Genomic DNA, 14,133 nt, shown 5'->3' on the forward strand with positions numbered 1-14,133 from the left:
GGAGCGTCAAGGCCATCAGAAGCGGTGGATCCTGAGGCCGAGGAACTTCTCCGTCACCACCACGACGACCAGCGTCAGCACGACCGAGATTGTGGAGACCGCGGCTGCTTCCGGCGTGAAGTTGGTGCGCAGGTAGTCGTAAAGCTGGATCGGCAGCGTCGCCGTCCCGACGCTCTTCAGCATGAACGAGATGGTGAAGATGTCGAAGGAGATGATGAAGGCGAAGAGGCAGCCGCCGATGACGCCCGGCTTGATGAGCGGCAGCATGATGCGGCGGAAGCGGGTGAACGCTCCGGCGCCAAGGCTGCGGGCCGCCATGCTCCATGCCGTATCATAGCTTTCAAGCGATGTGGAAACGTTGATGAACACGAAGGGCAGGGTAATCAGCACGTGCCCGACGATCATGGCGAACATGGTCTGGGTTCCGATGCCGATCGTATAGACGAAGAACAGCAGTGCAATGGCGGTCAGCACTTCGGGAAGAAGCAGCGGCGCCATCATGGTAATCCGCACCACTTCCTTCAGCCGGCCGGCGAACTGCACGAAATAGATCGCCGCCATGGTGCCGATGACGCCGGAGATCACCGTCGACACGGCGGCTACCCACAGTGACGTCTTGATCGCCCGGAGGAAGACCTCGTTATGGAAGAAGACGTTGTACCATTTCAGCGACAGGCCCTGCGGCGGAAAGGTGAGAAAGGCGCCGGCGTTGAACGAGGCGCCGACGACCACGAGGATCGGCGCCAGCAGGAAGACGTAGATGAACAGGCAATAGACGGTGAAGAAGCGCTTGGACATGTCAGTTCGCCTTCCATTTCATGCGGGTCGCCAGCGAGAAGGCAACGACGATCAGGCCGCCGGTGACGGCGAGGCCAAGGGCCAGTGCAGAGCCGAAGGGCCACTGGAAGGTGTCGACCAGCGCATCGACGACCGAGACCGCCATGGTCTTCACCTTGGAGCCGCCAATCAGGGAAGGCGTCACATAGGCTGACAGCGACAGGACGAAGGTCAGGATGCAGCCGGCCTGGATGCCGGGCATGGCGAGCGGAAGGACGATGCGCCGGAAGATGGTCGTCTTCGATGCGCCGAGCGAACGAGCGGCCGATTCCAGCGAGGGATCGATGCCCTGGATGGCGTTCATGATCGGCAGGATCATGAAGGGCAGGAAGACGTGGGACAGCGCGATGACGATACCGAGCGTGTTGTACATCAGGCCGACCGGGCGATCGACGATGCCGAGGTTCATCAGCGTACGGTTGATGACGCCGTTATTGCCGAGCAGGATTGTCCAGCCATAGCTGCGGATGACGATGCCGACCAGAAGTGGCGATAGCACGATGCCATAGGCGAGGCCGCGAAAACGCGAGGTGCCGCGGGCAAGCTGCCAGGCAACGGGGAAGCCGAGCACGAGACAGACGATGGTGCAGATGAAGCCGATCATCAGCGTGTTCAGCGTCTGTCCGATGTAGAAGCTGTCGGACAGGAAGCGAATGTAGTTCGCCAGCGTATAGCCTTCGCCATAGGGCGCACCCTGTCCCGGCGTGCGAAAGCTCATCACGACGATGGTGAGATAGGGCAGCACGATGAAGACGAAGAGCAGGATTGCGGCGGGTGCGATCAGGAGAAGCGGTGCGTGACGTCTGAAACCTGCCTCCGTCATGCGCCGGCCTCCAATACCCAATAGCGATCGGAGGGGACGGTCAGCTTCACCCGTTCGCCATCGGCGAAACGGTGGCGCGGGAAGGTCTGCACGTCGATTTCGGTGCCGCCATCTAGCTTCAGGCGATAATCCATGAGGCTGCCGGAATAGTAGCTGGACAGGACGGTCGCCGCAGTCCCTTCGCCCGACGTGGCGATCTCGATACCTTCTGGGCGGACTGCAAGGGTTATCGTCTCTCCCTGTTTCAACGCGCGGTCGCAGGCGATTTCGGCCGGGCCGAGCGCGCTCTTCACACCGTAGCGGCCATCGCCAGCAACCGTCTCGACCGTTGCTGGCAGGAGGTTGACCTGACCGACGAATTTCGCCACCTCGGTGCTGGCGGGACGCTCATAGATATCCGAAGGGCTGCCGCACTGGGCGATCCGTCCGCCGAACATGACGACAACGCGGTCGGACATGGTCATCGCCTCGGCCTGATCGTGGGTGACGTAGACGGTGGTGATGCCGACGCGGCGCTGGATGTCGCGGATGAAGACGCGCATTTCCTCGCGCAGCTTGGCGTCGAGATTGGCGAGCGGTTCGTCGAGCAGCAGGATCTTCGGCTCGATGACCAGCGCGCGAGCAAGCGCCACACGCTGCTGCTGGCCGCCGGAAAGCTGGCGAGGATAGCGGTCGGCATGGCTCGACAGCTGCACCATGTCGAGCACCTTTGCGATGCGGTCGCGCATCTCGGCCTTCGGCACCTTGCGCATCTCCAGCCCGAAGGCGAGATTGCCGGCAACCGTCATGTGCGGAAACAGCGCGTAGTTCTGGAACACCATGCCGATATCGCGCTTTTCGGCGGGAACATGCACGACATCCTTGCCGTCGAAGCGGATCGCGCCGCTTGAGACATCCTCGAAACCGGCGATCATCTTCAGCGTCGTGGTCTTGCCGCAACCGGATGGTCCCAGCAGCGACACGAACTCGCCTTCGCCGATGCGGATGGAGATCCCGTCCACGGCGCGTGAGCTGCCGTAGTCCTTGGTCAGCCGCTCGATGCTAACCTCTGTCATGGTGTTCAACTTTCCCTGTGGCCCACGAGAAAAAGCGCAGGCATGCCTCGATGTCGAAAATCCAGGCCGGCGGAGGGATTGCCGGCCTGGCATGCATGGGGACGGGGATACGCTGCCGTACCACCCGCCCTTCCGGCAAGATTACTTGACGGTCTTTGCCCAGGTCTCGGCGAATTCGGCCTGCTTGCCGTTCATGAATTCCCAGTCCCAGGTCAGGATATTGTCCATCTGGGCGCCCGAGATCGGAACGTCGGCCTTCAGGTCATCGGGAACCACGACCTTGGCATTGGTCGGCGAGACGAAGAATTCCTTCATCAGCAGCGTCTGGGCTTCCGGCGACAGCATGAAGTTCGCGTATTCGTAGGCGAGTTCCTTCTCCGGCGCGTTGACGAGGATGTTGAGCGTCTGGTCGAACATCAGCATGCCTTCCTCCGGCACGACGATATCGATCGGCAGACCCTGCTTGCGCAGGCGAGCAACTTCGCCGAAGTCGAAGGGGGCGACGACGAATTCACCGGCGGCGATGCCGGTGGAGAGGTTGAAGTCCGCCTGGATCACGGGGCCGAGGTTTTCGAGCGCCTTGAAGCCTGCGTCGACGTCATACTGGTCCTTGCCGAAGATCTTGGAGAAGAGCATCAGCTCCATCTTGCCGGCGGTATTGGCGAAGTTGTAGAGGCCGATGCGACCCTTGAATTCCGGGTTGTTCCACAGATCCTTCCAGCCCTTCGGCGGCGTCGATACGAGGTCCGTGCGGTAGGCAAGGCCGATCGGCGACACCATGGCGACTGCGCCCCAGCCGTCGGTCTTCTTGGCGAGCGGATAGAGGTCGGCGTAGTTCGGCAGCTTGGTGAGATCGAGCTTTTCGAAGAAGCCCTCCTTGCGCAGGCTGTTGGCGAAGGCCTCATTGGTCATCAGGAACGAATAGGGCGGCTTGTCGACGCCGGCGGCGCGCAGGTTGGCGCTCCAGACGCGGCCATTGCCGGCGTCGAGCGTTACCGCGGCTCCGCTCTTGGCCGTGAAGGCCGGGGCGAGCGTTGTGCGCCAGAACTGTTCCCAGGCGCCGCCCAGCGTCGGCACCACCAGGGTCTTTTCCTGAGCGCGCGCCGGCAGGCCGAACATGGCGGCGGCGGAAAGTCCCGCCATCGCCGAAAGCGTCTGGCGTCTCGTCAAATTCGTCATTTCAGTTCCCCTTGTTGTTCAAATCGTTCAGTGCATGCGTATGCGGGTCTTGTGTTGCTCTTTCCGTCAGGACTTCGAGAAGGCCTGGCTGGTCTTCAGCGCGATGTATTCGCCGTAGGTGATCGGCTGGTATTTCGCGGCCTTGCCGTCCCGGGTGAACGGCTCGAGGCATTCGATCACGGTTCCGGCGTTCGGGTTCAGGAAAAAGGGAATGGACTGGCGCCGTGCGCTGCCCTTGCGGTCGCCGGGCGGGTTTGCCACCCGATGCGGCGTCGAGACCCATTCGTCATTCGTCCAGCGCATGAAGGCGTCGCCGATGTTGACCACATAGGCGCCTTCGATATTGGGTGCATCCAGCCACGCTCCGTCGCGGCGCTGGACCTGAAGTCCGCCGGGGGACGCTTCCGAGCGCAGGATAGTCATGAAGCCGTAATCCGTATGCATGCCGGCGCGCATCTGGCCGGGCAGGGGCGTTTCTTCCTGCTCCGGATAGTTGATGACCCGAAGTGCCGAGAGGTGATCGACGAACGAAGGCTCGAAGTATTCGGCCGGCAGGCCGATTGCCGCGCAGAATGCCCGGCGGAGATGAAATGCCAGCCGTTCCATTTCGCCGAAATAGTCGATGAAGGCCTGCCGAAGCCCGGCCGGCTGGTCGGGCCAAGCGCCACCCTTGAGACGGGGGCCGAAGTTCAGGCTTTCCTTGTAGTCGCCGGGGGTCTTGATGCCGAGCGTTGCGGCAAGCGCCTCGTCCGCGATGGGCGAGAATGCGACGCCGCCGTCGAGATCCGTGGTCCGGCCCTGTGTCACTTTCCATTCCTGCGGGAAATCGAAGAACGAACGGGCGAGATCGTAGAGCCGCTTTGTGATTTCCGGTGAGACGCCATGGCCGGTGACGAGGAAGAAGCCGGTGTCGCGAGCCGCCGTTTCGAGCTGGCAAACCACCTCGGAAGCGCCTTCGGCTCTCGCGATGAACGGAGCGACATCGATGACCGGAATGGTCTGTTCAGAGACCTGTGGCGTTGTCTCACGCTGCATGACGACGATTTCCCTCTGGCATGGAGCGATCTTGATCGTTGCTCCTTTTGTAAACAGATGTTGACAAAAACATCTGTTGTTGTCCATATCCCGATAGCAGCAATTTTTCGAAAAACGCGGTCGGGCAAGGATGGAAGAACTCGGAGAGCAGGAACGCGCGGTTCTGGAGCTGGTGAAGGCCAATCCCTTTGCCGGGCAGCAGGAGATCGCCACCATGATGGGGCTGGCGCGCTCCACCGTTGCCGCACATATCGTCCAGCTCATTCAGAAGGGCTACATTCTCGGTCGCGGCTATGTGCTGCCGGCTGTCCGGCGTGTTGCCTGCCTTGGCGGTGCCGTCTTCGACCGCAAGTATCGCGCACTCGATCCGCTGGTGGAGGATACCTCCAATCCCGTTCAGGGATCGCGCACCAGCGGTGGCGTCGCCCGCAACGTGACGGAAAACCTTGCCCTGCTCGGCACGGAAACGAGCTTCATCTCGATCATCGGCAATGACGAGCCGGGCCGGGAGATTCTCGGCCATCTGCGCGAGCGTGGCGTCGATGTCAGCCAGGTGCAGATCAGTGACAAGGGCCGCACCGCCGAATACGTGGCGCTGCTGGAATCGACCGGCGCTTTGCGCTTCGGTCTTGCAGACATGGCCATCTTCGAGGAGTTCCAGCCGGCTGTGCTTGACCGCGTCTGGTCGCATATCGGCTCGGCCACCTGGATTTTCGCAGACTGCAACCTTCCGGCCGAAACCCTCGAAGCGCTGATCGTGCGCAAGCGCGGTTCGCGCGCCAGGCTCGCGATCGATGCCGTTTCGACACCGAAGGTCGCCCGGCTGCCGAAGGACCTTTCCGGCGTCGATATCATCTTCATGAACATCGGCGAAGCCTACGCCTTCCTCGGACGGCATCTGCCGGCATCCGGCGTTTCGCTGGACGAGGCGCGCGACGCCGCGCGGGCGCTTCAGGCTGCGGGCGCCACGGAAGCCGTGGTCACGCTCGGTTCCACTGGTGTTGCCGTTGCCGCGCAGGACGGGATTGCGAGCTTCGCAGCCGTGCCGGCCCGACCGGTCGACATGACCGGCGCCGGCGACGCGATGATCGCGGCGACGCTCAACCGGATCATTTCCGGCGACGATATCGTCCGCGCGGCCCGCATCGGCAGCCTCATGGGCACGCTTACCACCGAATGCACCACCAGCGTTCATCCAGCACTTTCGGCGCATTTCATCGAGGCGAACCTTCATCGCCTCGAAGACTGACGCGCCTGCATACTGAAAGGAACATCTGAAATCATGCCTCTCCTGAAACCCGAAATGAGTGCCGAAGTTGCCGCAGCGCTTGCTGATGGCCGGCCCGTCGTGGCGCTCGAATCGACCATCATCACCCATGGCATGCCCTATCCGGCCAATCTGGAGACCGCGATTGCGGTGGAAGACACCATCCGGGCGAACGGCGCGGTACCTGCGACCATCGCCGTGATCGGCGGCAAGCTGCATGCTGGCCTCGATCGCGACACGCTTGCCGCGCTTGCCGCTGACAAGAGCGCGGTCAAGGCTTCCGGCCGCGACCTTGCCTCGGTCATGACGCGTGGCGGCACGGCCGGCACGACGGTTTCGGCCACCATGCGCATTGCCGAGCTTGCCGGCATTCCGGTTTTTGCGACCGGCGGCGTTGGCGGCGTGCATCGCGGCGCCGAGGAGAGCTTCGATATCTCTGCCGACTTGACCGAACTCGGCAGGACCGGCACGGCCGTCGTCTGCGCTGGCGTAAAGTCGATCCTCGATATCCCGAAGACGCTCGAGTTTCTCGAGACGCAGCGGGTTCCGGTCATCGCCTATGGCACGGATGCCTTCCCCGCCTTCTTCACTCGCGATAGCGGAGAAAAGGCCGATCATCGCCTCGACAGCGCCGAGGAGATCGCCAGGGCCATCATCAGCCATCACGCGCTCGGTTCGGGAACGGGTCTGCTCATCGCCAATCCCATTCCGGAAGAGGCGGCACTCGACCCAGCCTTCATCAATGCGACGATTGCCGATGCTTTGGCAGAAGCCGAGGAGCGCGGCGTGACCCGCAAGGACGTGACGCCCTTCCTGCTCGCCCGGATCAACGAACTGTCCGAGGGCCGCAGCCTCAAGGCAAATATCGCGCTGGTGATGAACAATGCCGCGCTTGCCGCGAAGATCGCCGTCGCGATCAGAGCGTTGGCCCCAAGTGTGTTGGCCAGCGGTCGCTAGAGATTTCACGAAAGGAACGCCCCCATGAGCGACATGCCTGTTTTCGAGACCATTCTTTTCGAGAAGGACGCGACCGACAAGTTCGCGACCATTACCCTCAACCGTCCTGACAAGCTGAATGCGATGAACAAGACGGCGATCCGCGAGATCGACGCTGCCGTGGCTGCGGCCGTCGCGGATCCGGATATCAATGCGCTGGTCATCACCGGCGCCGGCCGGGCGTTTTCCGCCGGCTATGATCTGCAGGGCGCCGACTACGACGTCGATATCGAGGACTGGCATGCCGATATGGGTGAGAACACCCAGGCGCTGCTGAACATCTGGAAGGCGCCGATCCCGGTCATCGCTTCCGTCAACGGTTACGCGCTTGCCGGCGCTCTCGAACTGATGATGGCTTGCGACCTTGCGATCGCCGCCGACACCGCCAAGTTCGGTGAGCCGGAAGTGCGGCACAATTCCGGTCCGCCGTCGCTGTTCATGCCCTGGCTGCTCGCCACCCGCGATGTTCGCTGGCTGATGTATACCGGCGATGTCGTGGATGCCGAGGAAGCATTGCGCATGCATCTCGTCAACAAGGTCGTGCCCGCCGCCGAACTCAAGCAGAAGACCGAAAACCTCGCCCGTAAACTGGCGCGCATGCCGGTTCCGGCGATCAAATACGCCAAGGCTTCGATCAACAACCAACAGATCGCCGCCGGCCTGATGACCTCGATGGACTATAACGTGCATGCGATCGCCGCACTTCACGTCAGCCGCAAGGGCCAGGAGTGGATGGCCAATCTCGGCAGGATGTCCCTGAAGGAATATCTCGAGGTGCGTGACGCGCCGTTCAAGGGGCTTGACGACTGAGCTTCCCCCGGCCTTCTCATCCCCCGAAGGCCGGTCTTTGGGGCGGTGTCCGGTAGCTTTCGGCACCGCTCCCTCTTTCCTTCGGTTCATGCGCCGACCCGCTGGCGCGGTGCAATGGATGTCGCAGACGCCAGCACCGCAAGACGCTCCGTGAGAAGCGAGAAGAATGCCGCGTCGTCGACGTCGCGAATGAAGAGCGCGTTGGCCGGGCGGCCGCTGACTTTCCACCAGTCGACCACGGTCATGCCCTTGGTCAATTCGGATTCGGTTTCGATCTCGACGTTGCAGTGGCGGCCGCCGTAGATGTCCGGCCGGATCAGGTAGGCGATCACATTCGGATCGTGCAGCGGGCCGCCGTCGGTTCCGTATTTCTCCTCGTCGAAACGCTCGAAATAGTCGAGCCAGCCGGCAGCCACCGCGCCGAATTCACCTTCCAGCGCGCGGATGTGTTCTACCCGTTCGCGCGTCGTGCGCACCTTGTGGGTGACGTCCAGCGGCATCATGACGATCGGGACGCCGGAGGCGAAGACGATTGCTGCTGCCTGTGGATCGACGAAGATGTTGAATTCCGCGGCAGGTGTGATGTTGCCGCCTTCGAACAGGCCTCCACCCATCAGCACGATGCGACGGATGCGCGAGGCGATTTCCGGGGCCTTGGTCAGCGCTGTCCCGATATTGGTCAGCGGACCGAGCGGGCAGAGCGTCACTGAACCTTCGGGCTCCTTCATCAGCGTGTCGATGATGAATTCGACGGCATGGCGATCCTGCAGCGGCATGACGGGTTCCGGCAGTTCGGCGCCGTCAAGTCCGGTCGCGCCGTGCACATGTTCGGCGGTGACCAGCGGCACGGCCATCGGCCTTGCGCAGCCGGCGAAGACGGGGACTTCGGAGCGTCCCGCGAGTTCGAGCACCTGCCGCGCATTGCGATGAGTGAGGTTGAGTGGAACATTGCCGGCGACGGTGGTGATGCCCAGCAGTTCGACTTCGGGGCTGGCAAGCGCCAGTAGAATGGCAAAGGCGTCGTCCTGACCCGGATCGGTGTCGATGATGATTTTCTCAGCCATGGGCTTGTCCTTCGGTACCAGTTTCATCCTCGACGCCTCCTGTTCATGCCGTCCGGGAAAGCGGCGCTTCGTTGCGCCAGCGTCCGACCAGTTCGCTCTTGCGCGTTTCGTATCGACCGGCGCTCTCAAGTTTGACCGGTCCGAACCCGCGCACCATGTCCGGCAGGCCGGCAATCTCGACGGCGGCGTTCAGGCCGGCTCGGGAAAGGTTTGCGGAGAGTTCCTCGATAAGCGCCGCATAGTCTTCGATCATGCGGCGTTCCATCCGACGCTCCTCCGTCCGTCCGAAGGGATCGAAACGGGTGCCGCGCAGGCCCTTCAGCTTTGCGAGGATGCCGAAGACGGGGCTGATCCATGCGCCGAGCGCGATCTTTGCCGGCCGGCCGGTGCGCGCGTCGATGCGGCGCGACAGAAGCGGCGGCGCCAGATGATGGCGGATGCGGAAATCGCCCTCGAACTGTTCGGAAATCGCTTTGGCGAAGGATGGATCGCGATGCAGGCGGGCTACCTCGTATTCGTCCTTGTAGGCCATGAGCTTGAACGCGTTGCGGGCGACGGTCTCAGCGAATTCGCCCTTGCCGCCGATGGCTGCTTCGGCGGTGCGCGCCCGTTCCACCAGTGTACGGTAGCGCCGGGCATAAGCCGCATCCTGATAGTCGGTCAGGAAGGCGACGCGCTTGTCAATCAGCATGTCGAGGGTTTCCGCCTCGGGCACTTCCTGCGAGAGGCCTGCGGCCTTGGCAACAGCATCGGGCTCGACGGCGAGGCGACGGCCCCAGTCGAAGGCGGCGCGGTTCATTACGACGCCGGTGCCGTTAAGTTCGATGGCGCGCTGGATGGCGTCGAGGCTGATCGGGATCAGCCCGCGCTGCCAGGCGTTGCCGAGCAGCAGCATGTTGGCGGCGATGGCATCGCCGAGTAGCGCGGTTCCGGCGGTCGTCGCCGGAACCAGCGCGAGAGCGTCCTCGCCGGCCGCCTTCTTCAGCGCGCGCAGCGTGGCTTCCTGACGAAGGTCGATTGCGGTGTTCTGCACGAAGGCTGCGGTCGGGGCGAAATGATCGTCGATGACGGCCCGGGTGCGGCCCTTGACGAAGGTCGGAAGCGCGGTGCGCCCGGCTGATACCACAACGTCGAAGCCCAGCACGACATCGCTTTCGCCGGGGCCGATGCGTACGGTGTTCAGCGCCTCGGGATTGGCGGCAATGCGAAGGTGAGAGACGACGGCGCCGTTCTTCTGCGCAAGTCCGGTCTGGTCGAGCGTCAGCACAGCGAGGCCGTCGATATGGGCTGCCATCGACAGGATGGCGCTGACCGTGATGACACCGGTGCCGCCGATGCCGGCGAGCAGCATGTTGTAGGGCTGGTTGAGGTCGGCCTCGATCACCGGCAGCGGCAGGTTTGAGGCGTCGATGCTTGCCGCGCGGCCCGCAGGCTTGCGGATCTTGCCGCCCTCGACCGTGACGAAGCTCGGACAGAAGCCCTTGATGCAGGAAAGGTCGGTGTTGCAACTCGACTGGTTGATCCGCCGCTTGCGTCCCAATTCGGTTTCCTTCGGCTCGATCGAAATGCAGTTGGAGACGGCGGAACAGTCACCGCAGCCTTCGCAGACGAGTTCGTTGATGAAGGCGCGCTTGTCGGATACCGGGAATGCGCCGCGCTTGCGGCGGCGGCGTTTTTCTGCGGCGCAGACCTGATCGTAGATCAGTGCGGTCACGCCCTCGGTTTCGCGCAGGTCGCGCTGCACGGCATCCAGTTCGTCGCGCGGATGAATGGAGACTTCACGCGGCAGGCGGCCGATCCAGGCATCGGGATTTTCTGCCACGACCACGACCCGACGCGCACCCTCGGCGAGCATCTGGTCGACGACGGCGGGGACGCTGAGTTCGCCGTCGTGACGCTGGCCGCCGGTCATGGCGACCGCGTCGTTGAACAGGATCTTGTAAGTGGCATTGACCTTGGCAGCGATGGCCGCCCGGATGGCGAGAAGGCCGGAATGGAAATAGGTGCCGTCGCCCATGTTGACGAAGATGTGCTTCTCGTCGGTGAAGGGCGAAAGGCCGATCCACGCACCGCCTTCGCCGCCCATCTGGGTGAAGGTCGATGTGTTACGATCCTCGACGCCGATGATCATCATGTGACAGCCGATGCCGGTCGTGGCGCGGCTGCCATCGGGGATGCGCGTCGAGATGGAGTGCGGACAGCCCGAACAGAAATAGGGTTCTCGCTTGAGGGCAGGGGTGTCGTCTGCCACGGCGCCGGTGATTTCCTCGAGCCGCAGTGCTGCCGGACCGAGCGGGCCTTCCTTGCCGCCGAGGCGCTGGACCAGAACGCGGGCGACCGCGACCATCGAGATTTCCCCGATCGACGGCAGCAGCCGTTCGCCGGCGTCACCGGTCTTGCCGAAGACGCGCGGACGCCGGTCGGCGGGCAGATTGAAGAGCAGGGCCTTCAACTGTTCCTCGATCACCGGGCGCTTTTCCTCGACGACGAAAATCTCGTCGAAATCCAGCGCGAAGCGGGAGATGCCTTCCGGCTCCAGCGGCCATGTCAGGCCGATCTTGTAGAGGCCGATGCCGAGCCGTTCCAGATCGCCTTCGCTCAGCCCCAATGCAGCGACCGCGCCGAGCAGGTCGAGCCAGGACTTACCGGTCGAGATGATGCCGAGCCGGCCGCGCGATGGAGTGCCAGAACGGCGGTCGAGATTATTGGCGCGCGCAAAGGCCTTCACGGCCTCGATCTTGCGCTCAAGCCGCAGCTCCATCGCGTGCGGGCCATCGGGCCAGCGCAGCGACAGCTCGCCCGGCGCGGGTCCGTCCGTGGGAAGGATGATCGAGGGACGGCCGGGGCCGATCTCTACCGTCGCCGTGCATTCGACGATTTCCGTCTGGCATTTGTAGCCGATCCATGCGCCGGAATAGCGGCTCATGGCCCAGCCGTAGAGGCCGTAGTCGATATATTCGGCAATGCCCGCCGGTGAAAGCAGTGGCACCATGGCGGAGATCAGGTTGTGTTCGCTCTGATGGGGCAGGGTGGAGGAGGCCGCGCCATGATCGTCGCCGACGAGAAGCAGCACACCGCCATGCTGGCTGGTGCCGGCGGCATTGGCGTGACGGATGACGTCCATGCTGCGGTCGACGCCAGGGCCTTTGCCGTACCACATGGAGAAGACGCCGTCGTAGCGGTTGCCCTTGAATATGCCGGTCTGCTGCGTGCCCCAGACGGCGGTGGCAGCCATGTCCTCGTTCAGGCCCGGCTGGAACTTGATATGCGCCTTTTCGAGATATTTGCGCGCCTTGACCATTTCCCGGTCGAAGCCGGCAAGGGGAGAGCCGCGGTAGCCCGAGACGTAGCCCGCCGTATTGAGGCCGGCGGCGAGGTCGCGTTCTCGCTGGATCATCGGCAGGCGGACGAGGGCCTGGGTGCCGGAGACGAGGATGCGGCCTTCCTCCAGCCGGTAGCGGTCGTCGAGGTCGATGCTCTCGTTGATCTGGTGGCTGGCGGCAATGCGCGACGGAGCGACGGGAAGGTTCATCTTGCGGCCTTTCCAGCGGCTTCGGTCTCCATGTCGAAGACGCGACCCGGATTGAGGATGAGATTGGGGTCGAATGCGCGTTTCATGCGGCGCATGGCGGCAATCTCGGAGGCGCTGCGCACCAGCGGCAGCCATTTCTTCTTTTCGAGACCGATACCGTGTTCGGCGGAAATGGCTCCACCCGTTTCGGCAACGACGGCGAAGACGGCATCGGCTATATCCTCGTAGCGATCCGTCCTGACCATGTAGTGCAGGTTTCCGTCACCAAGATGGCCGAAGACATAGGGGCGGGCGGAGCCGTCTATCGCAAGCAGGCGGACGGCCGCATCGGTCAGGAAATCCTGCATGCGGGCGAGCGGAATGCTGACGTCGAAGCCGACCATGCGGTCCATGCTGAAGATGAAGGCGCTGCATGCCTCGCGAAGCGCCCAGAGGCCACGATAATCCCTCGGTGATTGCGACACGACCACGTCATCCACGAGACCGGCCTCGACCGCGCTCATGAGCGTTGCGGCGAAACGTTCGTGGTTCTCGCTTTCGTCCTGCCCCTGAATCTCGACGAGGGCATAGAGGCCGGCGCCGACGGGAAGCGGCGGTGTGGCGAAACCGCCGGCGGCCACCCCCGCATAAACCTCGGGAAAAATCACCTCGAAGGCGGAGAGCAGCGGGCCGAGCTCCTGGCGAAGACGTGCAAGCAGCGCCTGGGCGGCGGCAAGCGACGGCAGAGCGCAGAGCGCGTTGACCTGCAGCGGCGGCAGCGGATGCAGGCGCAGGCAGGCTTTGGTGACGACGCCGAGCGTGCCCTCGGAGCCGATGAAGCACTGGTTGAGGTCGTAGCCGGAATTGTCCTTTGGCAGTCCCTTGAGTGAGGAGAGCACCGAGCCATCGGGCAGCACCGTTTCAAGCCCGAGGACCTGGGCGCGGTACATGCCATAGCGCAGGACGCGAATGCCGCCGGCATTGGTGGCGATGTTGCCGCCCACTGTGCAGGAGCCCCGGGCGCCGATATCGACGCCGAACAGGAAACCGGCCTCTTCTGCCGCCTCCTGAACCGATTGCATGGTGACGCCGGCTTCCACGACGACCGTTCCGGCCCGCAGGTCCACGCTCTCAAGACGCGTCATGCGCTCCAGCGAAAGCGACACCTCGCCCTCGCATGGGCGTGCGCCGCCGGAAAGGCCGGTTCTGCCGCCCTGGATCACCAAGGGCTGGCCGAGATCATTGCAGGTGGAGAGAATGAGGGAAACGTCCGCGGTATCACGCGGTCTCAATACGAGAGCCGGGCGAGGGCCGCGTGCATCCGTGGCGTCGCCGAGATAGGCGTCACCGACATCGTCGCCCATCAGCAACGCGCCTTGGTCGAGGCGTGCGGAAAGCGCTCCGATCAACGCCGAGAGCCTCGCCTCCTTGGCATCGCTGGTCGCCGGGCGCACGTCGCCAACGGCCGGGTTTGAGCCCGTCCCGCTATTCATTTTTTGTTGTTCCCCTGAATGGTTAGGGGCATCGTTATACAGGTTCCCATATTTGTCAAACCT

Annotated in this window: 11 protein-coding genes; 3 read left to right on the forward strand and 8 right to left on the reverse strand. The window is 63.3% G+C overall.

What is annotated here, in order from left to right:
- Positions 1 to 15: 15 nt before the first annotated feature.
- From NBH21_RS21805 to NBH21_RS21825, 5 genes are all read right to left on the reverse strand, one after another.
- Positions 16 to 798: an ABC transporter permease gene (locus NBH21_RS21805; RefSeq protein WP_250915051.1), complete on the reverse strand. Its 783-nt coding sequence runs from the start codon at positions 796 to 798 to the stop codon at positions 16 to 18.
- Position 799: 1 nt separating this feature from the next.
- A complete protein-coding gene (locus tag NBH21_RS21810) occupies positions 800 to 1,660 on the reverse strand; it encodes an ABC transporter permease (protein WP_250915052.1) in 861 nt (286 codons plus the stop codon).
- A complete protein-coding gene (locus tag NBH21_RS21815; protein ID WP_250915053.1) occupies positions 1,657 to 2,715 on the reverse strand; it encodes an ABC transporter ATP-binding protein in 1,059 nt (352 codons plus the stop codon). Before NBH21_RS21815 ends, NBH21_RS21810 begins: the two co-directional genes overlap by 4 nt.
- Positions 2,716 to 2,856: 141 nt before the next feature.
- A complete protein-coding gene (locus tag NBH21_RS21820) occupies positions 2,857 to 3,894 on the reverse strand; it encodes an ABC transporter substrate-binding protein (protein WP_250915054.1) in 1,038 nt (345 codons plus the stop codon).
- A 66-nt stretch (positions 3,895 to 3,960) separates the two neighbouring features.
- Positions 3,961 to 4,929, reverse strand: coding sequence for an isopenicillin N synthase family dioxygenase (locus NBH21_RS21825; protein WP_250915055.1), 969 nt, complete (start codon positions 4,927 to 4,929; stop codon positions 3,961 to 3,963).
- Between the two features lie 130 nt (positions 4,930 to 5,059).
- Here NBH21_RS21825 and NBH21_RS21830 point away from each other — a divergent pair, with 130 nt between their 5' ends.
- The 3 genes from NBH21_RS21830 to NBH21_RS21840 are packed head-to-tail and all read left to right on the forward strand — an operon-like array spanning position 5,060 to position 8,002.
- Entirely contained in the window at positions 5,060 to 6,178 is a 1,119-nt protein-coding gene (locus NBH21_RS21830; RefSeq protein WP_250915056.1) for a carbohydrate kinase, read from the forward strand.
- 33 nt (positions 6,179 to 6,211) lie between these two features.
- Positions 6,212 to 7,153: a pseudouridine-5'-phosphate glycosidase gene (locus tag NBH21_RS21835; RefSeq protein ID WP_250915057.1), complete on the forward strand. Its 942-nt coding sequence runs from the start codon at positions 6,212 to 6,214 to the stop codon at positions 7,151 to 7,153.
- Between the two features lie 24 nt (positions 7,154 to 7,177).
- Positions 7,178 to 8,002, forward strand: a complete 825-nt coding sequence (locus NBH21_RS21840; protein WP_113339971.1) for an enoyl-CoA hydratase/isomerase family protein — start codon at positions 7,178 to 7,180, stop codon at positions 8,000 to 8,002.
- A gap of 86 nt (positions 8,003 to 8,088) precedes the next feature.
- Here NBH21_RS21840 and NBH21_RS21845 read toward each other — a convergent pair whose 3' ends face one another.
- Genes NBH21_RS21845 through NBH21_RS21855 form a run of 3 tightly spaced genes read right to left on the reverse strand, consistent with a single transcriptional unit; the run spans position 8,089 to position 14,070 of the window.
- Positions 8,089 to 9,066, reverse strand: coding sequence for a nucleoside hydrolase (locus NBH21_RS21845; protein ID WP_250915489.1), 978 nt, complete (start codon positions 9,064 to 9,066; stop codon positions 8,089 to 8,091).
- Between the two features lie 43 nt (positions 9,067 to 9,109).
- Complete coding sequence (locus NBH21_RS21850) at positions 9,110 to 12,598, reverse strand: indolepyruvate ferredoxin oxidoreductase family protein (RefSeq protein ID WP_250915058.1); 3,489 nt, start codon at positions 12,596 to 12,598, stop codon at positions 9,110 to 9,112.
- Positions 12,595 to 14,070, reverse strand: coding sequence for an FAD-binding oxidoreductase (locus tag NBH21_RS21855; RefSeq protein ID WP_250915059.1), 1,476 nt, complete (start codon positions 14,068 to 14,070; stop codon positions 12,595 to 12,597). The genes NBH21_RS21850 and NBH21_RS21855 overlap by 4 nt, the downstream gene beginning before the upstream one ends.
- Between the last annotated feature and the right edge of the window lie 63 nt (positions 14,071 to 14,133).

This window comes from Ciceribacter sichuanensis (assembly GCF_024055605.1).
GTDB lineage: Bacteria > Pseudomonadota > Alphaproteobacteria > Rhizobiales > Rhizobiaceae > Allorhizobium > Allorhizobium sichuanense.

Excerpts from the sequence above, each read along its gene's own strand:
- NBH21_RS21805 (WP_250915051.1), bottom strand. The coding sequence starts at position 798 with ATGTCCAAGCGCTTCTTCACCGTCTATTGCCTGTTCATCTACGTCTTC.
- NBH21_RS21810 (WP_250915052.1), bottom strand. The coding sequence starts at position 1,660 with ATGACGGAGGCAGGTTTCAGACGTCACGCACCGCTTCTCCTGATCGCA.
- NBH21_RS21815 (WP_250915053.1), bottom strand. The coding sequence starts at position 2,715 with ATGACAGAGGTTAGCATCGAGCGGCTGACCAAGGACTACGGCAGCTCA.
- NBH21_RS21820 (WP_250915054.1), bottom strand. The coding sequence starts at position 3,894 with ATGACGAATTTGACGAGACGCCAGACGCTTTCGGCGATGGCGGGACTT.
- NBH21_RS21825 (WP_250915055.1), bottom strand. The coding sequence starts at position 4,929 with ATGCAGCGTGAGACAACGCCACAGGTCTCTGAACAGACCATTCCGGTC.
- NBH21_RS21830 (WP_250915056.1), top strand. The coding sequence starts at position 5,060 with ATGGAAGAACTCGGAGAGCAGGAACGCGCGGTTCTGGAGCTGGTGAAG.
- NBH21_RS21835 (WP_250915057.1), top strand. The coding sequence starts at position 6,212 with ATGCCTCTCCTGAAACCCGAAATGAGTGCCGAAGTTGCCGCAGCGCTT.
- NBH21_RS21840 (WP_113339971.1), top strand. The coding sequence starts at position 7,178 with ATGAGCGACATGCCTGTTTTCGAGACCATTCTTTTCGAGAAGGACGCG.
- NBH21_RS21845 (WP_250915489.1), bottom strand. The coding sequence starts at position 9,066 with ATGGCTGAGAAAATCATCATCGACACCGATCCGGGTCAGGACGACGCC.
- NBH21_RS21850 (WP_250915058.1), bottom strand. The coding sequence starts at position 12,598 with ATGAACCTTCCCGTCGCTCCGTCGCGCATTGCCGCCAGCCACCAGATC.
- NBH21_RS21855 (WP_250915059.1), bottom strand. The coding sequence starts at position 14,070 with ATGAATAGCGGGACGGGCTCAAACCCGGCCGTTGGCGACGTGCGCCCG.